Here is a 23,124-nt window from a genome sequence, read left to right as displayed (position 1 = left end):
CATTTAAAACTTTAATTCTATGAAACTTGTTTTCGCTTCCAATAACAAAAATAAAATCGCAGAAATTCAGAGTATGCTTCCAGAGAGTATCAAAATATTAAGCTTAGAGGATATTAATTGTTTGGAAGATATTCCCGAAACCGCTGATACAATTGAAGGAAATGCAATTTTAAAAGCTGATTACGTAACTCAAAAATACGGTTATGATTGTTTTGCAGATGATACAGGTTTAGAAGTTCTTGCTTTAAATGGCGAACCTGGAGTATATTCAGCTCGATACGCCGGAGAACAAAAAAATGCAGATGATAACATGAATAAGCTTTTGGAGGCTCTAAAAAATGAAAAAAATCGAGATGCGCAGTTCAAAACCGTTATTACTTTAAACTTAGAAGGAAAACAATATTTATTTACCGGAATTGCGAAAGGAGAAATTACAAATACAAAAACCGGAACAAACGGATTTGGTTATGATCCTATTTTTAAGCCCGAAAATTTTGACAAAACCTTTGCAGAATTACCCTTAGAGACCAAAAACACTATAGGTCACCGAGGAAAAGCTGTTAAGCAACTGATTGATTTTCTGAACACCACAAAATAATTGTTTAAAATACAACATTTTAGATGCTAAATTTTAGATTTTAAGACGTGTTTTTTGGCATATTTCTTCATTTAACACGAAAATTTATTTCAACAAAAACGTAACTTTTTGATAATCAATTCTTAACAAATACATAATTCTTAAAATTGCATTAGTTTATCTGAATAATTAGCAGTAATTTTGCACCCTATTTTAAAACACATATGAATAAATTTGAACAATTAGGATTGAATGAATCGTTACTGAAGGCGATTTTAGATCTAGGATTTGAAAATCCGTCAGAGGTACAGGAAAAGGCGATTCCCCTATTATTGGAAAAAGACACGGATATGGTTGCGTTGGCTCAAACAGGGACAGGGAAAACGGCAGCTTTCGGTTTTCCGCTAATTCAAAAAATTGATGCCGACAACAGAAATACACAAGCATTAGTTTTATCGCCAACACGCGAGTTATGTTTACAGATTACTAACGAACTTAAAAACTACTCAAAATACGAAAAAGGTATTAATGTGGTAGCAGTTTACGGAGGAGCTAGTATAACAGAGCAAGCAAGAGAAATAAAGAGAGGTGCACAAATTATTGTGGCAACTCCAGGAAGAATGCAAGACATGATTAACAGAGGTCTAGTAAACATTAAAAATATAGATTACTGTATTTTGGATGAGGCTGACGAAATGTTAAACATGGGATTCTATGAGGATATCGTATCTATTTTATCAGATACTCCAGACGAAAAAAGTACATGGTTGTTCTCTGCGACTATGCCGCAAGAGGTTGCTAGAATTGCAAAACAATTTATGAGCGAACCAGTTGAGATTACTGTTGGTGCTAAAAACTCAGGTTCATCTACAGTTTCTCACGAATTTTATTTAGTTAATGCTCGTGACCGTTACGAAGCATTAAAACGTTTAGCCGATGCTAATCCAGACATTTTCTCAGTAGTTTTCTGTCGTACAAAAAGAGACACGCAAGCTATTGCTGAAAAATTAATTGAAGATGGATATAGCGCCGCTGCGTTACACGGAGATTTATCTCAAGCGCAACGTGATGGTGTAATGAAATCGTTCCGTGGAAGACAAATTCAGATGCTTGTTGCTACTGACGTTGCTGCACGTGGTATTGACGTTGATAACGTAACTCACGTTGTGAACTACCAATTACCTGACGAAATCGAAACTTACAACCACCGTTCTGGCCGTACAGGTAGAGCTGGAAAATTAGGTACTTCTATTGTAATTGTTACAAAAAGTGAGTTACGTAAAATTTCTTCTATCGAGAGAATCATCAAACAAAAATTCGAAGAAAAAACTATTCCATCTGGAATTGAAATCTGCGAAATTCAGTTATTACACTTAGCAAACAAAATTAAAGACACTGAGGTTGATCACGAAATTGACAACTATTTACCAGCAATCAACAATGTTCTTGAAGATTTATCTAAAGAAGAATTGATTAAGAAAATGGTTTCAGTAGAATTTAATCGTTTTATTACTTATTACAAGAAAAACAGAGATATTTCTGTTCAATCTGGTGAAAGACGTGAAAGAGGTGATTCTGAAACAAGAGAATTCAGTAATAATGGAGCAGTTCGTTATTTTGTAAACATCGGTTCTAGAGACAACTTCGACTGGATGTCATTAAAAGATTACTTAAAAGAAACATTAGATTTAGGTCGTGATGATATCTTTAAAGTAGATGTTAAAGAAGGATTCTCTTTCTTCAACACAGATCCACAGCATACAGACAAAGTAATGGACGTTTTAAACAACGTACAATTAGAAGGTCGTCGTATCAATGTTGAGATTTCTAAAAATGACGGTGGCGGAAGACGTGACCACAACAACCGTGGTGGCGGAAGACGTGATTCTGGAAGAAGAGAAGGAAACTTCGCTCCAAGACGTGAAGGCGGATTTAGAGGTGATAGAAATTCTTCAAGAGAAGGTGGATCACGCGAAGGCGGATCTCGTGATGGAGGTTTTAGAGGTGATAGAAACTCAGCTCCTAGAAGAGAAGGTGGTTTTAGAAGCTCTGCTCCAAGAAGCGAAGGTGGTTCAGATAGAGCTCCAAGACGTTCAGAAAACTTCGGCGATAGCTCAAGACCAAGAAGATCTAGAAGAGATTAATCATTTAAGATCTTAAAATATAAATCCCAAATTCCTATTTTATATGGAATTTGGGATTTTTTCTTATATCTAATAATCTTATCAATGTCTTTGTTAATTTTCTTATAATTAAATTCCAAGACTGCGAGATATTTAATCCCGATTTACTACTTTTAGTGCTTTAAATCAGGATATGAAATATTTCGCAGTTTTCTTTTTTACACTTATCGCTAACCTTGGTTTCGCGCAAGATACACAAGATGCACAGCCAACAGTTCCACAAAGAGTTTCAGGTTATGTTATTAACGACGACAGCAAACAACCGCTTGCTGGCGTAAATATCATTAACACCAACAAAGTACGTGGTGCAAAATCTGACGAAAAAGGGTATTTTGAAATTGATGTGCAAGTCAACGACACGCTTCATTTTTCTATTCTAGGATTTCAATCGCTAAGAATCAGAGTTACAAATGACTGGATTAAGAATAAAGTAACTAGAATTCAGCTTACAGAAAAAGCGATTGCTTTGGAAGAAGTGGTTATTGCACCTTTTTCCCTAACAGGTTATCTTGAAATTGACTCTAAATTAATTCCAACTAAAGAAAACTATCGCTACAGTATTTCTGGTCTTACGCAAGGTTATGAAGCGGGAGAATATGCGCCAAATGCTTTTGGAAAGGTTCTCGGTTCGATTTTTAACCCCGCCGATATGCTTTATAATTTCTTTGGAAAGAACGGAAAAGAGCTCAAGAAGCTAAAGGAAATGAAAAAGGATGATACTGTACGAACGCTTTTAGAGTCCAAATACGATCGCGAAACGGTTGCAGTATTACTAGGTATCAGCAAAGATGAAATACCTGAAATTATGCATCGCTGCAACTATTCTGATTCTTTCATTCAATCTGCAAACGATCTTCAAATTATGGATGCAATTAGTGCTTGTTACGAACAGTATAAAGTTTTGAAAAGAAATTAATATTTTACCATAAAAAAATCCCCAATTTTTCAATTGGGGATTTTTTTTAGTCGCAGTTTTAAGTCTCAGTTTACAGTTTTATCGAACTGAATACTGCTACTGAAAACTATTTTTATTTAACTGGAATGTTCTCTAAAATCTCTAGTACAAATTTCCAATATTTCTGTGCAGAAGAAATACTTGCTCTTTCGTCTGGAGAATGCGCTCCGTGAATTGTTGGACCAAAAGAAATCATATCCATATCTGGATAATTTGTTCCTAAAATTCCGCACTCTAAACCAGCGTGACAAGCCACTACTTTTGGTTGTTCTCCATTTTGTTTTTCGTAAATATCTTTTAAAACTTCTAAAATCTCAGAGTTTACATTTGGTGTCCAACCTGGATAAGAACCAGAAAGTTCTACTTCACATCCAACTAACTCAAAAGCAGAACGTAAAGAATTAGCCAAATCAAATTTTGAAGATTCTACAGAAGAACGTGTTAAACATCCAACTAAAATTTCACCATCTTTAATAACAACACGGGCAATATTATTTGAAGTTTCAACTAAATCAGCCATATCAGCACTCATTTTATAAACTCCATTCTGAGCCGCGTAAATCGCTCTGATGATTCCTTCTTGAACACCAAGTTCCATTACTTTTTCAGGTAAATCTCCTTTTACGATTTCAATTGATAAGTTTGGTTCAGTTGTTTTGTATTCAGCTTTGATATCAGAAATGATTTCCTGCATATCATAAACGTAAGCCTCATCAAACATTTGAGAAATGATTACTTTGGCAACGCTTTCTCTCGGAATTGCATTTCTAAGACCTCCTCCATTAATTTCAACAATCTGCAAACCAAAGTTTTCGAATGCATCAAATAATAAACGATTCATGATTTTATTTGCATTTCCTAAACCTTTATGAATATCCATTCCTGAATGCCCACCGTTTAAGCCTTTTACTGTAATAGTATAACCAACAGAACCTTCTGGAACTTCTTCTTCATGATATGTTCTTGTAGCAGTTACATCAATTCCACCAGCACATCCAATATCAATTTCATCATCCTCTTCTGTATCCAAATTTAATAAAATCTGACCTTGAAGAATTCCACCTTTTAAGTTTAAAGCTCCAGTCATTCCTGTCTCTTCATCAATTGTAAATAAAGCTTCGATTGCAGGATGCGGAATATCTTTGCTTTCTAGAATTGCCATAATAGTCGCCACTCCTAACCCATTATCAGCTCCAAGTGTTGTGCCGCGTGCGCGAACCCAGTCACCATCAACATACATATCGATTCCTTGTGTATCAAAATCAAAAACAGTATCGGCATTTTTTTGATGTACCATATCTAAATGTCCTTGCATTACGATTGGTTTACGGTTTTCCATTCCTGGAGTTGCAGGTTTTCTGATAATTACGTTTCTGATTTCATCTTCGAAAGTTTCTAAACCTAAGCTGTTTCCAAAGTTTTTCATAAACTCAATTACACGCTCTTCTTTCTTCGATGGACGAGGAACAGCATTTAGATCTGCAAATTTGTTCCAAAGTGCTTTTGGTTCCAGATTTCTTATTTCTTGACTCATTATATTTTGTTTGATGTTTAACAATTAAGAGCTTCAAAGTTACAAAGTTTAATTGCTTTTTTTGCCACGAATTACACTAATTAGCGCAAATTAAAACGGATCTAAAATTGAATAAATCAATAATTAACGAAAATTCGTGGAATTCATGACGAACTTTTTTTAATCATTCGATATTGTATTTATATTTACGTATCTAAAATTTACCTTGTGAAATCAAAATACGTTTTACCTTTATTTCTAATAGTTCAAATCATTTTTTATAAAATCCTTCCATACTTCCCTGATTTTGTTGAAGGTTTTTACAGTAAAAATTTATTCGCTAGGATTTCACATTTTTCTAGAACAGTTTTAGGTAATATTCCGTTTTCTGTCGGCGACATTATTTATGCTATTTTGATGATTTCTATAATTAGCTGGTTTTGGAAAATAAGAGGGACATGGAAGACTAATTGGAAAGATCATCTTTTAAAAATAATAGGCAAACTTTCTATTTTTTACTTTTTCTTCCATCTGTTTTGGGCTTTCAATTATTATCGCAAACCTCTTTTTGAGAAAATGGAAATCAAAAGAGAATATACCGATGCTGATCTTTTGGCTTTCACCAAAAGATTAATTGCAAAGACGAATGAAGTTCAGTTTCAAATCACAAAAAATAAAAGCTCTAAAATTGTCTTTCCATATTCGCAGAAAGAGTCATTTAACATGATTTTAAACGGTTATGATAATTTAGCAAAAGAACATCCTTATTTTGAATACAAAACCTTAAGCGTAAAAAAATCATTGTTCAGCCTTCCTTTAACTTATATGGGATTTGGCGGTTATTTAAATCCATTTACAAACGAAGCGCAAATTAACGACTTATTACCAATGTACACTTTTCCGTTAACTACATCTCATGAAATGGCACATCAGATTGGTTTTGCAAGTGAAAGCGAATGCAATTTTATTGGCCTTTTGGCTTCTGTCAAAAATGACAATTTATATTATCAATATGCAGGATATAGTTTTGCATTACGCTATTGTCTCGGAATCTGGCAGTTTAAAAACGAGAAAATTTTTGAAATACTAAAAAAACAAGTAAATACTGGAATTTTAAAAAACTATCAAGAAGACCAAGATTTCTGGAAAAAATATGACACATTTATAGACGAAGGTTTTCATTTTCTATGGGATAGTTTTTTAAAAACAAATAATCAAAAAGATGGAATGAAAAGCTATAGTAAGTTTATCGATTTGACGATTAATTACTATAAAACAAGAGAACTATAAAGTTTGCCACGAATTACACAAATTAGCACAAATTTTAAAAAACTCAACTTTAATCTATTCTGTTTTAGAAGTAATTCGAGAAATTTGTGTAATTCGTGGCAAAAATAAAACACCAACTGTAACAAAAATGATTTCATAACTACTAATACATTATGAGCGAAAATCTAGAACAGTCATTTGTTGCGCAGCTGCAGGCAAATCAGAATATAATCCACAAGATTTGTAGATTATATACTGCTGGCGAAGATGCTCATAAAGATCTGTTTCAAGAAATTACCATTCAGCTTTGGAAAGCTTATCCAAAATTTAGAGGCGACAGTAAATTTTCGACTTGGACATATCGTGTTGCCTTAAACACAGCGATTACCTTATACCGCAAAACCAAAAGAACTATATCGACCGTAGATTATGAAAACCACCAACATTTTGTAAAAGATGTTGACTATAATTATGAAGAAGAAGAACAGATTAAACTGATGTATAAAGCAGTTTATCAATTGAATGACATCGAAAAGGCATTAGTTTTTATGTATTTAGAAGACAAAGATTATCAAGAAATAGCTGAAACCTTAGGAATCAGCGAAGTGAATGCGCGCGTGAAAATGAACAGAATTAAGGGGAAACTTAAAAAAATACTAAATCCTTAAAAATTATTATGAAAGAACTGGATTTACTAAAAAAAGACTGGCAGAAGAACTCAGGTTCTTTTCAACAAATTTCTGAAAACGAAATCTACAAGATGATTCATAGAAAGTCATCTTCTATTGTAAAGTGGATTTTAATTATCAGTATTTTGGAGATTTCCTTTTGGACTTTTTCGAACTTATTCATCAATACAGATGATGTACTGCGAAAGATGAATCATCCTGAAATTGTAACAGCTTTAGAGTTTCTAACGTATTTCAATTATGTTGTCGTTTTAATTTTCGTTTACATTTTTTATAAAAACTACAAAACAATTTCGACCACAATAGCCACAAAATCATTGATGAGTGCTATTTTAAAAACCCGTAAAACAGTTCAATATTACGTTTGGTACAATCTAGGAATGATTGTAATTACAGCTATTTTAAGTTTCTTTATTGCTTTCGTATATAATCCAGATATGGAGTTTTTAAGAAACAAACTTGCCATGAACGGAAAAGCAATGTTTGTAACAATCGGAATTCTATTCTTAGTAATCTTAGGTTTCTTTGGATTGTTCTGGTGTTTCTACAGAATTATCTATGGAACACTTTTAAGAAGATTGTATGCTAATTATAAAGAGTTGAAGAAAATAGATTTCTGAAAAAGTTCTAAGGTTCTGAGATGCTAAGATTCTAAGTTTTTTCTTTAAGGCACAAAGATTCTGAGTTGCAAAGGGACAAAGTTTTTCCTACTTGAAATCTAAAACCATAAACACAAAAGCCTGATAAAAAATTGATTTGTCACCCTGAACGAAGTCGAAGGGCACAAATTAGGCTTTGACTTCGTTCAGCCAGACAAAGCAAACTTGAAACCTTAAACTTGAAACAAAACAAAACTAACTTTTAATAATCCCAACGTCTTAATTTGTTTAGTTCTTCTTGTGCCTTGATTTCTTCGGCAGGAATAACTTTTAAAAATGATGGATGTTGTTCAATTGCGTATTCTACTTTTTCTACAATTTGTTCGATTGTATCGTTTTCATAATCAATATCTAGAGGTTCTTTGATAATGAAAGATTGTAGTATTCCTTTTTTCTTCATTCGAAGTCCTTTTTTGTCGAATGATCTGCGGAAGCCATCTATTACAATTGGAATAACGATTGGTTTGTGTTGTTTAATGATATGTGCTGTTCCTTTACGAACTGGCTTAAAGGATTTTGTCGTTCCTTGAGGAAAAGTAATTACCCAACCGTCTTCAAGCGCAATTCTAATATTTTCAGTATCATTTGGGTTAACATCACGTTTTTCTGTTACATCAACTCCTTTTGCTCTCCAAGTTCTTTCAACTGTAATTGCACCCACATAGGCCAATATTCTTGGTAGCAATCCTGCTTGCATCGTTTCCTTTGCAGCAACATAATAAATATTCATTTTGGGTTGCCACAAATAACCGATATTTTTAATCGTGTCTTGACGTCCAGATAAACTGGCGTTAAAAACATGAAACATTGCCACAACATCTGCAAAATAAGTCTGGTGATTGGATATAAATAAAACATTAGTATCAGGGAGTGTTTTAATAATTTCAGATCCTTCAATCTGCAATTCGTTAAAACCTCTATATCTCTTATGAGTCATCGCACCTAGAACTCGGATTAACCATTTCTTGATGAATAATATATGCCCAAAAGGATTTCGTTTAAACAATCCCATAACTAATTTATCTTATTTTTTTGTTAGGTCGCAAACATACAAAAATTATTCTTTTAGCAACAGTATAAAACAATTTCTGCAATTAAGAGTTATCCAAATGAATATCAAATCATTAAATAAACTTTATCAAATTTATTTCTTCATCGCTTCTTTTAAGACATCTCGCAATTCGCTCAAAATCATTGCCGTGGCTCCCCAAACAACATGATTCTGAATATTAAAAGCAGGAACTAAAATATTTGCCCCATAAGAAGTTGATAATCTGGCTTCGATAATAATATCATCATTTAAAAAAACAGACAAAGGCAGTTCTATAATTCCAGCTACCTCTCTTATATCAGGATAAAAAGAAAGTTCTTCTGTTGCAACTCCTAAAAACGGATGCACCAAAAAGTTACTTGGCGGAATATACATTGGAGAAAAACGCTTAACTATATTTATTTTGTCACTAGTAATTCCTACCTCCTCATGTGTTTCTCTAAGTGCCGTGGTTTCAAAATCTAAATCTTCCTTTTCATACTTGCCTCCCGGAAATGCAATCTGAGCTGAATGAACACCATCATAAGCGTTTCTAACAATCAAAACGAGATGTGTTTTTTCTTGTTTTGGATAAAAGAGCATCATTACTCCAGCCATTCTGGCATTCAACGCTTCAATATCAAGATTCTTTAATCCTTCTATACGTTCTTTTGGAGCCATTTTTAAATGTGAGGTTACTGCTGGCAGCTCTACAGGAATTATATTGGGAACATATTTCAAAAAGTCTTGAAAATTCATAATCAAAGCTTATTTTTGTACTTTCAAATAAAACATAAATATACTCCAGAAAACGCAGTACCACAAGTTTTCTATTATTAAAGCCTAAAAAAATGTACAGCAAAGAAGAATCGCAAAGAATAAAAAGAGAATTTTGGGTAGCTTTTGCCGAAAAATATCCTCGTAAATGGGTACTTTATGATACAAAGATCAAAGACTTTTCTTTTAAGTTTTATGTTGACAACAAAAAGGCTCAGGTTTTAATTGACATTGAACAGCGAAGCGATGAAAAACGTATTGCTTATTTTGAAAAACTGGAAGCTTTAAAAAATATTCTAGAAGAAGAATTTATTAAAGATTTAGTCTTTGAGAAAAACCATACTTTAGAAAGTGGTAAAACCATCAGCAGAATCTGGGTTGAAAAACTTGGCGTTGGTTTCAGCAATAAAAATACTTGGGATACTATTTTTGATTTTTTCAACGAAAATATGCACGCTCTAGAAATGTTCTATTTAGAATATGATGAGTTTATTAAGGATATTGATTCTTTGTAGTCTAAGAGGCTAAGTTTCTGAGATACTAAGATTCTAAGTTTTTATATAGCAAACCCGACAGATTTTTAAAAATCTGTCGGGTTTATTATTTTATTTAAGTCCAAAAAACTTAGAACCTTAGTATCTTAGAACCTTTAAACCGTAATAATATTATACACGATAATATGATCGTCGTAATTAATGTATAATTGTTTTCGGTAATCCTGTTTTTTTCGGGTTATAATTGATAGTTTACATTCTTTTCCGTCATTGTCTTTACACATAAAAGAATACACAATATCAGTATCATTTTCCTCTCTTTCGATATAATCTAAAATATTATAAAGCTGAATTTCTTGAGAATATACTACAATTCTATGCTTGTTGGTATCTAAAACCACTGAGAGATTTACCAAATCTAGATTAGACCATTCTCCCCATTTTCCTCTTTCATTTTTTTCCAGAACACTAAATCCTGAGGTTTTAAAATGATAAGACTGACTCTGAACCTGTTGCAATCCAAAAGCTAAAAACAGTAACAATATGTAGGGGCGTAGGGAATTCATAAAATATTTCTTGCAGGTAATTAAAACTCAAAAGTACTCTTTTCTTTGGATGCGACTTCAAATTCGGCAATCATTTGTCGAATAATTTCTTCAACTGGCAAAATTTCATGAATCAGACCTGCAACTTGTCCAATTTCCAATTCTCCCTCGTCCAAATCTCCTTCAAACATTCCTTTTTTTGCTCTTGCTCTTCCTAAAAGCTGTATTAATTCTTCCTTAGAAGGGCATTTTTGGTACAATTCCTGAACATCTTGATAAAATTTATTTTTAATCAATCGAACAGGAGCTAATTCTTTCAATGTCAACTGTGTACCTCCTTCTAAAGTACTAACTATAGTTTGTTTAAAATTATTGTGCGAAGAAGATTCTATAGATGCCGCAAAACGGCTTCCAACTTGAACACCATCTGCTCCAAGAACCATTGCAGCAAGCATTCCTCTTCCTGTAGCAATTCCTCCAGCTGCAATCAACGGAATTTGAATTTTTTCTTTTACCATCGGAATCAAGGTTAATGTCGTCGTTTCTTCACGTCCATTATGACCTCCCGCTTCAAAACCTTCGGCTACGACCGCATCCACACCAGCATCTTGTGCTTTTAAAGCAAAAACGCTACTGCTAACCACATGAACAACTGTAATACCTCTTTCTTTTAAAAAAGAAGTCCAAGTTTTAGGATTTCCTGCGGAAGTAAAAACAATTTTAACGCCTTCTTCAACCACAATATTCATGATTTCTTCGATATTAGGATATAACATCGGAATATTGACCCCAAAAGGTTTGTCAGTTGCTTTTTTACATTTTTGAATGTGTTCTCTTAAAATTTCTGGATACATAGAACCTGCGCCAATAAGCCCAAGTCCGCCAGCATTACTAACTGCTGATGCTAATTTATAACCACTGTTCCAAATCATTCCGCCTTGAATGATAGGATATTTAATATTGAAAAGTTGGGTGATTTTATTCATTAAGAAAATTATTGCTTGATTATCTTTCCTGTCTTATGCAGTTTATTGGAGTCAAAACTATAAAAATAAAGTCCGCTTTGTAAAGATTGCAAAGACAGAACGGGATTTAAATTACTAATTTTTTCTTCAATTAGTTTCTGTCCTAAGACAGAATAAATAGTTACTGATGCTGTATTGTCTTCATTTAAAAAAGAAAAAGTAATCGATGTTTGAGTTGGGTTTGGATAAACCGAAAAAGCAGTTTCGACAATAAAATCATCAACACTCAAAGTTGCTCCAAAATTTGGTATTCCATATCCATAATTATTATCTGGATTGGCATATCTATCAGCAGATTTTACAATCATTTGCCTGATTTCTTTATTGGTTTTAGTTGGAAAAGCCTGCCATAAAGAAGCCGCCATTCCTGCCATTATCGGACATGAAAATGACGTTCCGCTTGCTGTGCCAATATTGCCATTTGCATCAGAAACTACCGCCGATGCTCCTTGTGCCATAACATCTGGTTTTATTCTTCCATCGTAACTTGGTCCTATCGAACTAGAACTAGCTCTTACTTTAGAAGCATTAACAGAACCAACTGTCAATACAGAAACCGCATCTGCAGGAGCACCAATATGTTTTTCTACTTGAGTTCCTTCATTTCCAGCAGATGCCAAAACCAAAATTCCTTTGCTAAAAGCAATTTCGGCACCACGAGAAATAAAAGTCGTGATTCCGTTCATCTCGCTATACGTATGATTGTATCTGATTTCGTCTCTATCCAGAAAATATCCTAATGAAGTAGTAATTATATCGACTCCTAAAGCATCTGCCTTTTCTGCGGCTTCTACCCACAGCGACTCTTCTAACGGAATCTCTTGAGTTTGAATTTCTGTAATAAAAAGATAATATGAGGCATCTGGAGCAGTTCCAACTAAAGAATTTGCTTTAAAACCTCCCATTGTTGAAAGCACCGAAGTTCCATGAGAATCGCCCCTATAGAAATTGCTATTTCTGGTAGTATAATCATAACCGCCTAGAATTTTATTATTATTTCTAAGATTTTCAAATGGTTGCGCAGTATTAACGCCAGGAAAACCGCCGTCCATAACGGCTATAATTTTTCCTTCTCCAGTAAAATTCTGCTGATGCAGAACTTGCCCGTTCAACATCTGAATTTGATTCGCAGAATTTCCGTAAGAATAATCAATTGTAGTTTTTAACTGTTCGTGAACTTGGTTTGCCGAAGCTTCAGAAACTCTTTTCCCTGTAGTATTTAAAGTTCTATCTGCAAACTCTACCCTAGAAACAAAAGACAGTGATTTTAAGGCATTAATATTCGATTGAGTTCCCTGAATATGAAGTGCATTCAGCCATTTTGATTGCGCTTTTACCGTAATCCCTGCGCTTGATGTAATTTGATTTACATACGAAGTTTCCAAAGGAGCATCAATAATATCTAAAGCAATATTCTGGTTCGTTCTTCGATCTAAGGCTCTTTGTGAAAGCTCGCTTAATGGATTGTCATAAAAAGATTGCGCATTAGGCTTTTCATTAAAATAAACCCATGCATCTTCTTGTGAAAATACCGTAAACGAAAGAAGTAATAAAAGAAAAGTAAAGCTACATCTCATCAATTTATACCTTAAAGGGATTTACTCCCAAATAAAGTATAAAGCTAAGAAATTACTCCCGAACCAACTAATTCATTTTCCAAATACCAAGCAACAAATTGTCCTTCGGTAATAGCAGACTGTGGCTCTTCAAACTCCACATACATTCCGTCTTCAAATTGATATAAAACAGCTTTTTGCAAAGGCTGACGGTAACGAATTCTAGCCATTACTTCCATTTTTTCGCCAGCTTTCAACGTCATGTCTTCTCTAATCCAGTGTACTTCAGATTCTCCAACAAAAAGCGCTTTTTTAAACAAACCTGGATGATGGCTCGACATACCGGTATAAATGGTATTGGTTTCAACATCTGTGGCAATTACAAACAAAGGATCTGTTGTACCTCCAACATTTAGACCTTTTCTTTGTCCAACTGTAAAATAGTGCGCTCCATGGTGTTTTCCAACTACTTTTCCCATTGTTGGAAGATATTCCAATTTTTGAGATTCTAATTTTAACCTTTCTTCCAAAGAAAGTTCAGCCGATTTCTCAACAGTATAAATAGGATCATTTTTATCAACCTGAACAATTTTACCATCTTTTGGTTGTAGTTTTTGCTGTAAAAATTCTGGAAGACGAACTTTTCCAATAAAACATAAACCTTGAGAATCTTTCTTTTCAGCTGTAACCAATTCCATTTCGGCAGCAATTTCGCGTACTTCTGGTTTTGTTAAAGCTCCAATAGGAAACAAAGCTTTTGATAATTGCTCTTGAGACAATTGACATAAAAAGTATGACTGATCTTTGTTCACATCATTTCCAGCAATTAATTGATAAACTGGTTTTCCGTCTACTTCAATTTCGCTTTTTTGACAATAATGTCCTGTTGCTACGTAATCTGCGCCAAGACTTAAAGCGATTTTCATAAACACATCAAATTTGATTTCGCGGTTACAAAGCACGTCAGGATTTGGAGTTCTCCCTTTTTCATATTCGTTAAACATGTAATCAACGATTTTTTCTTTGTATTCTTCGCTTAAATCAACAGTTTGAAACGGTATTCCGAGTTTTTCAGCAACAAGTAAAGCATCGTTACTGTCTTCCAGCCAAGGACATTCGTTCGAAATAGTAACTGAGTCATCGTGCCAGTTCTTCATGAAAAGGCCAATAACTTCGTATCCCTGCTGCTGCAATAAATATGCTGCAACACTAGAATCTACTCCACCTGAAAGTCCAACAACTACTCGTTTCATTTTGAAATGTTTAATTTTTTAAGGTTGCAAAGATACGCCAAATAATAGAAAATTTCAGCATGGTTTTCATTAGTTTAAGCAATCCCGCAGTAGATAAAACTTATTACTTTTTTAAGTACATTTAATCACACATTTTTAAAACATGAAAAAATACATTTACAGCCTGTTTTTCTTTCTTGCCTTAACTTCTTTAAGCGCACAGCGATTTAGCGCTTCACTATCAAATTATGAAGCTTACAAGGCATTTAGAGGAAAACCTTTGTCTGATAAATTTTCGAATATCGAATCGGTAAAGGTAATTTATGATATGCGAAAACAGAAAATGTATTATTTCAACAGTAACCTTATTTTGCTTCACTATGATTTCGTTGTTAATTATTTAGGCTACAGCCAAGATCTTGAAATATTCAACAATGAAAATTACAGCGATACAGAAAAAAATAGAGATTTTCTTCTCGGAAATTTAAACCACATAAAAGGAACAGATAAGTGGATTTTTGAACTTGCTGCATCTGATCATATGCCAGTTCCATTAATTGAACGTTTTTTTGGTATGGTTAAAAATTCCACATTTATTGGCGAAAAACTAAAATTCTATTTGAACAATCCCGATATGATGCAATGGTATCAAGAACAGAAATTCAAAATTCCGTGTGTTAAATCAGATTATATTTTTGGCGAAATCAAATATCAAGAAGTTGTTCGAGGAACGAATATTGGAATTCTAAAAAAATACAAAATCAAGGAATTGGAATCCACAAAGCCTAATTCTGACGAAATAATTATTTTGGATGGAACACCTGATGTTCTTCCAAATGTGCGAGGAATTATTGTAAATGAACTCCAGACGCCTTTAAGCCATTTGGTTCTTCTAGGAAAAAACAGAAAGATTCCGATTATGGCTTATACTGATATTGAAAAAGACAACAATATCAAAAAATTGCTTTCGAAAAAAGTAGAACTAAAAATCGAAGTCGATACTTTTTTCATTAAAGAAACAACCAAAAAGATCCCGGTAAAAACCTCTGGAAAAAAGAAAAAACTTATTATTGATAATAGCGTTACCGAATTAGTGAACTTGGCTGAAATTCCTAAAAAGGGAGTGAATTACATTGGTTCGAAGGCACAAAACATGGCGTATTTAATTGCGATTTCAAAAGAAATTCCGTTTAAAGTACCCGAAAATGCGCATGCTATTCCGTTTTACTATTACACAAAGCATATTCAGAATCCTGCTATTTCTCCATTAATTGCAGAACTTTTAGCTTTTCCACAAAAAGATTCTACAGTTTGGATCAATAAACAGCTTAAAAAGATTAGAGATGCTATCAAAAAAGAACCTATTGATCCGGAATTAATTTTGAAATTAAATATTGCCTTTAAAGATGCAAAATTCAAAAATTTCAGATTTCGTTCTTCTACAAACGCAGAAGATTTGGATGATTTTAATGGCGCTGGATTGTACGATTCTAAAACAGGAATTATAGGCGATTCGATCAAAACTTTCGAAAAAGCGATCAAACAAGTATGGGCAAGCGTCTGGAACGAGGCTTCGTATAACGAAAGAGAGCTTTTTGGAATCGATCAGCAGAATATTGCCATGGGTGTTTTAGTACATCGTTCTTTTCCTGACGAGCTAGCAAATGGCGTAATTATTACCAAAAATATATTTAGAGAGAACTTTCCCGGAATTACGGTTAATGTTCAAAAGGGAGAAAACTCGGTTGTTAAACCCGAAAAAGGAGAAATCTGCGAACAATTTGTCGCTTATCATTTTAATGACGGAAAAGACGAAACCGATTTTGATATCGATTATACTTCCAATTCCAATTTAAACAATAATGAGCCTTTATTGACTAGAAAAGAAATGAGCAACCTGTATGATGTCAGCAAAAAAATTGAAACCAAAATGTATCGATATTGGCGCAAAAACCAATTCCATCCAGTAGATATTGAGTTTAAAATTGTGGGCGAAAAAAGAGATTTATACATTAAACAAGTTCGTCCTTTCAACGATTAATAGAATACCAATAAGTCAATTTCGTTGGCTGTTGTGTTGATTAATACAATTCGAAAATCAAAATCTTCAATTTTAATTTTTTGCTGAATTGATTTTCGAATTATTTCAAAGTTTAATGAAAAGTTTTCATCAAGCGAAATTTTCATATCAACTGAATTCAGGTATTTTGAAGCCTTTTTATTGACAATAATCGAAGCTGCTATGTAAAATCCAATTATTATGATCTGAAAGAACAGTAATAATTCAATCTTTTCAAACGGATACATAATGTCTAAAATAGACAATGTGATTGTTGCAAATAGAAAGATAATCGCATTTACAGTAAAGGATTGTGTCCTAAAACGGAGTATGGAGAAAATTGCAAATAATCCAAACCCTATTCCGACGCCAATTTCAATTTTTGTAAAAAGGTAACAAAGAGAAAAAGTGCAAAGCCCAACAATGACCATCAATGGATTTATGGTGGCGTTATCTTTTCTGTTGGAGAAAAAATACAGAACTAAAATTGAGCAAAACAACAATAAAAATCGTCCTAAAAGTTCATTTAAATCCATTGGTTAGAATAATTGGTTAATCAAATGTAAACAATTTATTCTTTACCTATTTTATTTTTTAATGACTGAATTCTGAACTTTTTAGACTACTACTTTTTCGGCGCTGCGCCTTTTTCAGAAGCTTTATTGGTGTTTTTAGGATCGCTCATATTCACTTCTTTCACTAATTTCCCTTTCTGATAAAACTGCCACATTCCAGCTTTTTTACCATTTACAAACTTACCTTTAGAAGCAACCGATTTGTCTGAATCGTAAAAAACGGCATCTCCATTATATTCGTCATCTTTAAAGTTAGATTCTTCCAAAAGTGTTCCGTCTACTCCCATTTTCTTATATGCTCCTTCTTTTAAACCATTTTTGTACATCATCTCTTCAGCAATTTGAGCATTTGGATAATAAATAGTTTTTAAGCCTTCTAATTTTCCATTTTTATAATTCTCAACTGTCATTAAAACTTTAGAAGCTTTGTGATAATATTTCCATTCTCCATCACGTACTTTTCCCACTTCTTTTCCTTCGCTTACTTTATTTTTATTTTGATCAAAAAAAATAGTGTACGAACTTCCATCATTTGCACTAAAATCTCTTGTAGCGATAACGTCTCCTTTTTTTGTATCATCAAAAAACTTAAAAACACCTGTTTCTTTTCCGTGATCAAAAGTTCCTTCGTAACGTGGGCGTTTAGATTCGGCGTAAGTTCCTTTCCAAAGTCCATCTTTTTTTCCAGCTGCATCTAGTCTGTTACTTTCTGTCTGCGCATTCGAAATTAATGTTATTAGGAATAATACCCCAGATATGATTTTTTTTGAGATCATAATAAATTCTATTTTTTAAGCTTAACGAAAATCTTAATTATAAAGTATAATGGTATAAAAAAATCCCGATAAATCGAGATTTTTTTTATTTAGAATTATTTCTTCTTTTTATTCTGTGCTTGAGCTTTTGCTGCTTCTTGCTGTTCCATTACATCTTGAAGACGCTGTTGGAACTTACTTGGCTTTTTAGGCTCTCTTTGTTTGTTTTCTTGAATTTGAGCGTGAATTTTATCACTGTCTACAATATAATTCTTGATAACAAACATAATTCCGATTGTAATTAAGTTTGAAATAAAGTTATACAAACTCAATCCTGATCCGTAATTATTGAAGAAAATTAACATCATTAATGGCGAAACATAAATCATGATTTTCATCATTTTCGCCATATCTGGCATACCTTCTTGCTGAGGAGCAGCCATTTGTTGATCTCCTGAAGTCATCTTCATGTAGAAGAAAATCGCAATTGCTGCCAAGATTGGAAACAAACTGATATGATCTCCGTACATTGGAATATTGAATGGTAATTTTACCACCGAGTCAAAAGAAGATAAATCGTCTGCCCAAAGGAAGCTTTTTTGTCTTAATTCAAATGCTGCAGGGAAAAACTGGAACGATGCATACATGAAAGGCAACTGAATCAATGCAGGAATACATCCTGCCATTGGGTTTACACCTGCTTTGTTGTACAGTTTCATTGTTTCCTGTTGTTTCTTCATTGGGTCTTTTTTAAATTTTTCTCCCAACTCTGCAATATCAGGTCTTAAAACTTTCATTTTAGCCTGAGACAAGAATGACTTATAGGTAATTGGCGACATGGCCAATTTGATGATAATTGTAAAGATAATAATCGCAATACCTAATGATAAACCGATTGTTGAACTTAAGAATCCGAATAACGGAATGAAAATCCATTTGTTGATCCATCCAAAGATTCCCCATCCTAATGGAATAATCTTTTCGAAGTTTTTATCGTATGCTTTTAAAGTTTTGTAATCTGCAGGACCCATATACAAATTCATTTTGTAATCGATCTCTCCGTTTGAAAACGCTAAAGGCAAATTAGCTCTAAACTGTTTAGTAAAAACAGTATCAATTTTATCATCTTTAACTAAATCATCAGATTGTAATTTTGAAGTTTCAAAAGGTTTATCTGTAGATAAAATTGTAGTAAAGAAATGCTGTTTAAACGCTACATAACTAACTTTTGTAGGAGTTTCTTCTTTACCTTGCCCGTGCGAACTTACGTTATTGTATTTTGATTCTTCGTATTTGTAATCAATTTGTGCATAACGGTTTTCATACGCAACGCTTTTTTCGTTTCTGTATGTTTTTAAATCCCATTGCAAATCAACTGGTTTAGCCGAATTTAAAACTCTGTTTAAACCTTGAGAACGAATATCAAAACCAACTAAATAATCGTTTGGTTTAAGAATGTATTTATATTCTAAAAATTCATTAGCTCCAGCTTTCAAACGCATAGAAAGAACTTGGTCTGCACCAATTTTTTCTAATGTTGGCTCAAAATATAAATCTTTAGAATTTAATGTTCTATTATCTGTAGTAAGAAGCTGTAAATTTAAGTTTGAGTTATTATTTTTAATTAACTCAACTAACTCACCAGAACCTTTTTTTAATCTTTCGAATTCTTTTAAAGTAGCTTCAACAATATATCCACCTTTATTAGCAATCTTTAATCTTAATTTTTCGTTTTCGATTGTAGTAAAAGCTTCTTTTGCAGAAGGAAGTGTTGCAGAATAAGCAAATCCTCCTAAAGTTTTTTGCAATTGCGCCAATTGAACTGTATCTCCAGGAGTTACAGCTGCAGCTGGTAATGATGCCGTTTTTGCTTTATCTGCTTTTGCTTGTGCTTCTTGTTTAGCAACTAATTCTTTCTTGGCTTTTTCAGCAGCGATTTCTTTTTCAGAAGGCTGATTTTGATACATAATCCAAATCAAAATTCCAAAGATCAATACAAAACCAATGATTGAATTGAGGTCTAATTTTTTTTCTTCCATTATAATTTAAAAAAGTTATTCATTGAAGCTTATTAGTAATGAGTTGGTCTCAAAAGTTACAAGTTTCTCAAAATATTAATTACTGTTTTTTATGTGCATTTACTGCAGCTGCCACAAAGTTTACAAAGATTGGGTGCGGATTTGCAACTGTACTCTTGTATTCTGGGTGGTATTGTACACCAATGAAAAACGGGTGGTCTTCAAGCTCTACGATTTCTACTAAACCTGTATCAGGATTAACTCCAGAAGCTTTTAAACCAGCTTTTTGCAATTCATCAGCATATTTATTGTTGTACTCATAACGGTGGCGGTGACGCTCCGAAATAGTTTTTTCTCCGTAAATTTTATACGCTAAAGTGTCTGGTTTAATATCGCATTTCCAAGCACCTAAACGCATTGTTCCTCCTTTATCGGTTACATTTTTCTGTTCTTCCATTAAACTCACAACCGGATGAGACGTTTTATCGTTCATCTCTGTAGAGTTTGCTTCTGCATATCCTAAAATATTTCTAGAATATTCGATAACAGACATTTGCATTCCTAAACAAATTCCGAAGAAAGGAATGTTATTTTCACGCACAAAACGAACTGCTTCGATTTTTCCTTCAATACCTCTTTCACCAAAACCTGGAGCTACTAAAACTCCATCTAAAGAGCCTAATTTCTCTTCCACGTTATCAGCATTGATATGCTCTGAGTGAATAGAAATTACGTTTACTTTTGTTTCGTTTGCAGCTCCTGCATGAATGAACGCTTCTAAAATAGATTTGTAGCAATCCTGCATTTCTACATATTTCCCAACCAAACCAATGTTTACTGTTTGTTTTGGGCTTTTTAATCTTTTTAAGAAAGTATTCCAGTTTTTAAGATCTGGAGATGCTTTTTTAGGTAAATCTAATTTCTTTAAAGCCACAACATCTAATCCTTCTTCAAGCATTAAGTTTGGAACTTCATATATAGTAGAAGCATCAATTGACTGAATAACCGCTTCTTTCTTCACATTACAGAATAAAGCTAATTTCTGGCGTAATTCCTGAGACAATTCGTGCTCTGTTCTACAAACCAAAATATCTGCTTTAATACCGCTCTCCATTAAAGTTTTAACAGAGTGCTGTGTTGGTTTTGTTTTCAACTCACCTGCAGCAGCCAAGTAAGGAACTAAAGTCAAATGAATCACGATTCCGTTATTTTCACCTAACTCCCAAACTAATTGACGAACAGATTCTATATAAGGTAGAGATTCGATATCACCAACTGTACCACCAATTTCAGTAATTACAATATCATAATCGCCAGATTTACCTAGCAATTGCATTCTGTCTTTGATTTCGTTTGTAATATGAGGAACAACTTGAACCGTTTTTCCTAAAAATTCTCCTCTTCTTTCTTTTTCAATAACCGAAAGATAAACTCTTCCTGTAGTAACATTATTAGCCTGAGAAGTAGGAACGTTCAAGAAACGCTCATAGTGTCCTAAGTCTAAGTCAGTTTCAGCTCCATCATCTGTCACATAACATTCTCCGTGCTCGTACGGGTTTAGTGTCCCCGGATCTACGTTAATATATGGATCAAATTTCTGAATTGTAGTGCGGTATCCTCTTCCTTGTAACAATTTTGCCAAAGATGCCGCGATAATCCCTTTTCCTAATGAAGAGGTCACACCTCCTGTAACAAAAATATATTTTGTTTGATTCATTCTGTTGTTTGTTTGTAAGTAGTTGTGTAAAAAACTTGGCAAAAGTACAAATTTAATTAGACAATTTATCAATTCCAGAATGAGATAATTTTTAAAATTTTAAGCACATTTTATTTTATATACTTCCCTATCAATTATATTATCAAAATGAATGCTTTTTATCATTATTAGCTAAAAATTCATAACTAAAACTAAAAAACACAATGTAATTAATTTCTAATAAGGGAGTATTAAATTATAAAAACAAAAAAGGAAAGAAAGTGCGCTTATAGATACATCAAAAATTAATACTTTTTTGAATATGGAAAAAGAAATGATCCAATTAATCAAAAATCTAGCAATAAGCTGAAAGAAAAAGAAACAAAAAATTTTTATAGAAAATGGATTGTAAGCAATCGCCTCCTGAAAATGAAATCGAAGGATTTGAGAAAAAGCTCTTGTAAGTCCGCGGCTTTTACAGTATGCCAAAGGCAATCCTTCGCAGGATGATTGCAAACCAAAATTTAAATAGGGAAGAAAAAAGCAATAAAAAAAGACAAACATAATTAGGAAAGCCAGAATTACGTTTATCTTTTTATAAGAATCAATTTCTTGAGAAAGAAACATTTATTCAAGAAATTATTTTACAGTAGTTTCTATTGTAGTAGAATCTACCTGTACTTTTACATTTAAAGAATCATCTGTTTCTATTTTTTCTATTTTGACAGAATCTAAAGCTCTCTTAATTTCATCTTTGTGTTCTAAAGCCATAGAACCTACTGAGCCTACAAAAATAGCAACCCAGATAATAACAAAAACTGTTGCTGCGATTCCTAAATAAAGACCTGCTTTTGGCAAAGAAGTAGATGCATTTTCTTTTTTTGCTTGATTTAAAGCAATTGCTCCAAACACAATCGCAAGGACGCCAAATATTACAGCTATAAAACCAAAGCAAGGGATAAATGCTGCCAATACACCTATAATACCAAAAATTAAAGCGATAATACCTAGCGACTGGCCAGCATTTGAAGAAGGTAAATTGTTTTCCATAAAAAATTGTTTTGTTAGTTCAGACAAAAATAGAAAACGACTAACACAAACTATAGCTATAGAATCTAAGTTATTAACAATTAAATTAACCTTCTTTTTCTGAATTAAGGTTTTGGATATTGTTTTTTGATATTTCGAATCAATTCTTCCAATCCGTTCAATTTCAACTCATAAATTAATTGCAACTGCTGCCCTAATTCTCCTTTTGGAAATCCTTTGTTATGATACCAAACTACGTAATATTCAGGTAAATCTATCAAATATTTTCCCTCGTATTTTCCGAAAGGCATTTTGGTGTGAGCTAATTTTATGAGCTGTTTTTTGTCCTGATCCATAGTTTTTAAGAAGAAAGAAGCAAGAAGAAAGATTTTATAGATTTTCTGCTTATTTCATTTTATACAAAACTACCATTTATTTTTTCTTTTGCCACAAATTAAAAGGATTCTCGGAGATTAAAACTTAGCTTC

The 23,124-nt window shown here is 33.1% G+C and carries 22 protein-coding genes; 8 read left to right on the top strand and 14 right to left on the bottom strand.

What is annotated here, in order from left to right:
* The first annotated feature begins 19 nt into the window (after positions 1–19).
* The 3 genes from AC1Q5Z_RS02000 to AC1Q5Z_RS01990 all read left to right on the top strand — a co-directional run bounded on the left by AC1Q5Z_RS02000 (position 20) and on the right by AC1Q5Z_RS01990 (position 3,676).
* Positions 20–598 carry a non-canonical purine NTP diphosphatase gene (locus AC1Q5Z_RS02000; protein ID WP_198857037.1) on the top strand — a complete coding sequence of 193 codons (579 nt, stop codon included), beginning with the start codon at positions 20–22 and terminating at the stop codon, positions 596–598.
* A 203-nt stretch (positions 599–801) separates the two neighbouring features.
* Entirely contained in the window at positions 802–2,721 is a 1,920-nt protein-coding gene (locus AC1Q5Z_RS01995; RefSeq protein ID WP_492443632.1) for a DEAD/DEAH box helicase, read from the top strand.
* 172 nt (positions 2,722–2,893) lie between these two features.
* Entirely contained in the window at positions 2,894–3,676 is a 783-nt protein-coding gene (locus AC1Q5Z_RS01990; RefSeq protein WP_198857035.1) for a carboxypeptidase-like regulatory domain-containing protein, read from the top strand.
* Between the two features lie 112 nt (positions 3,677–3,788).
* On the opposite strand, the gene AC1Q5Z_RS01985 is transcribed toward AC1Q5Z_RS01990, so the two are convergent.
* Entirely contained in the window at positions 3,789–5,249 is a 1,461-nt protein-coding gene (locus tag AC1Q5Z_RS01985; protein ID WP_492443630.1) for an aminoacyl-histidine dipeptidase, read from the bottom strand.
* 207 nt (positions 5,250–5,456) lie between these two features.
* Here AC1Q5Z_RS01985 and AC1Q5Z_RS01980 point away from each other — a divergent pair, with 207 nt between their 5' ends.
* The 3 genes from AC1Q5Z_RS01980 (at position 5,457) to AC1Q5Z_RS01970 (ending at position 7,806) form a co-directional block, all read left to right on the top strand.
* Positions 5,457–6,518, top strand: a complete 1,062-nt coding sequence (locus AC1Q5Z_RS01980; RefSeq protein WP_343589698.1) for a DUF3810 domain-containing protein — start codon at positions 5,457–5,459, stop codon at positions 6,516–6,518.
* A gap of 152 nt (positions 6,519–6,670) precedes the next feature.
* Positions 6,671–7,165: an RNA polymerase sigma factor gene (locus tag AC1Q5Z_RS01975; protein ID WP_008462500.1), complete on the top strand. Its 495-nt coding sequence runs from the start codon at positions 6,671–6,673 to the stop codon at positions 7,163–7,165.
* An 8-nt stretch (positions 7,166–7,173) separates the two neighbouring features.
* Positions 7,174–7,806 carry a DUF8845 family protein gene (locus AC1Q5Z_RS01970; RefSeq protein WP_198857032.1) on the top strand — a complete coding sequence of 211 codons (633 nt, stop codon included), beginning with the start codon at positions 7,174–7,176 and terminating at the stop codon, positions 7,804–7,806.
* 241 nt (positions 7,807–8,047) lie between these two features.
* On the opposite strand, the gene AC1Q5Z_RS01965 is transcribed toward AC1Q5Z_RS01970, so the two are convergent.
* Both AC1Q5Z_RS01965 and AC1Q5Z_RS01960 read right to left on the bottom strand, forming a co-directional pair.
* Positions 8,048–8,857 (bottom strand): lysophospholipid acyltransferase family protein, encoded by an 810-nt coding sequence (locus tag AC1Q5Z_RS01965; protein ID WP_492443627.1) that lies wholly within the window; start codon positions 8,855–8,857, stop codon positions 8,048–8,050.
* 132 nt (positions 8,858–8,989) lie between these two features.
* On the bottom strand, positions 8,990–9,634 hold the full coding sequence (locus AC1Q5Z_RS01960; RefSeq protein WP_492443625.1) for an NUDIX hydrolase: 645 nt from the start codon (positions 9,632–9,634) through the stop codon (positions 8,990–8,992).
* A gap of 92 nt (positions 9,635–9,726) precedes the next feature.
* On the opposite strand from AC1Q5Z_RS01960, the gene AC1Q5Z_RS01955 reads away from it, so the two are divergent.
* Positions 9,727–10,167 carry a DUF4268 domain-containing protein gene (locus AC1Q5Z_RS01955; RefSeq protein WP_289058250.1) on the top strand — a complete coding sequence of 147 codons (441 nt, stop codon included), beginning with the start codon at positions 9,727–9,729 and terminating at the stop codon, positions 10,165–10,167.
* 134 nt (positions 10,168–10,301) lie between these two features.
* On the opposite strand, the gene AC1Q5Z_RS01950 is transcribed toward AC1Q5Z_RS01955, so the two are convergent.
* Genes AC1Q5Z_RS01950 through mnmA form a run of 4 tightly spaced genes read right to left on the bottom strand, consistent with a single transcriptional unit; the run spans position 10,302 to position 14,525 of the window.
* Positions 10,302–10,712, bottom strand: coding sequence for a hypothetical protein (locus AC1Q5Z_RS01950; protein WP_492443623.1), 411 nt, complete (start codon positions 10,710–10,712; stop codon positions 10,302–10,304).
* A gap of 20 nt (positions 10,713–10,732) precedes the next feature.
* Positions 10,733–11,677, bottom strand: a complete 945-nt coding sequence (locus tag AC1Q5Z_RS01945; RefSeq protein ID WP_492443621.1) for an NAD(P)H-dependent flavin oxidoreductase — start codon at positions 11,675–11,677, stop codon at positions 10,733–10,735.
* A gap of 8 nt (positions 11,678–11,685) precedes the next feature.
* Positions 11,686–13,293, bottom strand: coding sequence for a S8 family serine peptidase (locus AC1Q5Z_RS01940; RefSeq protein ID WP_492443619.1), 1,608 nt, complete (start codon positions 13,291–13,293; stop codon positions 11,686–11,688).
* A gap of 44 nt (positions 13,294–13,337) precedes the next feature.
* Positions 13,338–14,525 (bottom strand): tRNA 2-thiouridine(34) synthase MnmA, encoded by a 1,188-nt coding sequence (gene mnmA, locus AC1Q5Z_RS01935; protein WP_492443617.1) that lies wholly within the window; start codon positions 14,523–14,525, stop codon positions 13,338–13,340.
* Between the two features lie 142 nt (positions 14,526–14,667).
* Here mnmA and AC1Q5Z_RS01930 point away from each other — a divergent pair, with 142 nt between their 5' ends.
* Positions 14,668–16,545 carry a PEP/pyruvate-binding domain-containing protein gene (locus AC1Q5Z_RS01930; protein ID WP_492443615.1) on the top strand — a complete coding sequence of 626 codons (1,878 nt, stop codon included), beginning with the start codon at positions 14,668–14,670 and terminating at the stop codon, positions 16,543–16,545.
* On the opposite strand, the gene AC1Q5Z_RS01925 is transcribed toward AC1Q5Z_RS01930, so the two are convergent.
* From AC1Q5Z_RS01925 to AC1Q5Z_RS01895, 7 genes are all read right to left on the bottom strand, one after another.
* Positions 16,542–17,099: a DUF4956 domain-containing protein gene (locus tag AC1Q5Z_RS01925; protein ID WP_492443613.1), complete on the bottom strand. Its 558-nt coding sequence runs from the start codon at positions 17,097–17,099 to the stop codon at positions 16,542–16,544. The two genes, AC1Q5Z_RS01930 and AC1Q5Z_RS01925, sit on opposite strands and share 4 nt — an antisense overlap.
* An 89-nt stretch (positions 17,100–17,188) precedes the next feature.
* Positions 17,189–17,914 carry a toxin-antitoxin system YwqK family antitoxin gene (locus AC1Q5Z_RS01920; protein WP_492443611.1) on the bottom strand — a complete coding sequence of 242 codons (726 nt, stop codon included), beginning with the start codon at positions 17,912–17,914 and terminating at the stop codon, positions 17,189–17,191.
* 95 nt (positions 17,915–18,009) lie between these two features.
* Positions 18,010–19,932 (bottom strand): membrane protein insertase YidC, encoded by a 1,923-nt coding sequence (yidC, locus tag AC1Q5Z_RS01915; RefSeq protein WP_286971394.1) that lies wholly within the window; start codon positions 19,930–19,932, stop codon positions 18,010–18,012.
* 79 nt (positions 19,933–20,011) lie between these two features.
* Positions 20,012–21,628: a CTP synthase gene (gene pyrG / locus AC1Q5Z_RS01910; RefSeq protein ID WP_492443608.1), complete on the bottom strand. Its 1,617-nt coding sequence runs from the start codon at positions 21,626–21,628 to the stop codon at positions 20,012–20,014.
* A gap of 216 nt (positions 21,629–21,844) precedes the next feature.
* Positions 21,845–22,171 carry a DUF2752 domain-containing protein gene (locus AC1Q5Z_RS01905; RefSeq protein ID WP_492444122.1) on the bottom strand — a complete coding sequence of 109 codons (327 nt, stop codon included), beginning with the start codon at positions 22,169–22,171 and terminating at the stop codon, positions 21,845–21,847.
* A 75-nt stretch (positions 22,172–22,246) separates the two neighbouring features.
* A complete protein-coding gene (locus AC1Q5Z_RS01900) occupies positions 22,247–22,657 on the bottom strand; it encodes a DUF4190 domain-containing protein (RefSeq protein ID WP_198857019.1) in 411 nt (136 codons plus the stop codon).
* A gap of 104 nt (positions 22,658–22,761) precedes the next feature.
* The gene (locus tag AC1Q5Z_RS01895; RefSeq protein ID WP_008462478.1) at positions 22,762–22,992 is read right to left on the bottom strand and encodes a DUF3820 family protein; all 231 of its coding nucleotides are present in this window, start codon (positions 22,990–22,992) and stop codon (positions 22,762–22,764) included.
* Positions 22,993–23,124 lie beyond the last annotated feature (132 nt).

This window comes from Flavobacterium sp. GW823-FHT06G12 (assembly GCF_058794775.1).
This window is presented reverse-complemented; position numbering and strand designations above follow the sequence as displayed.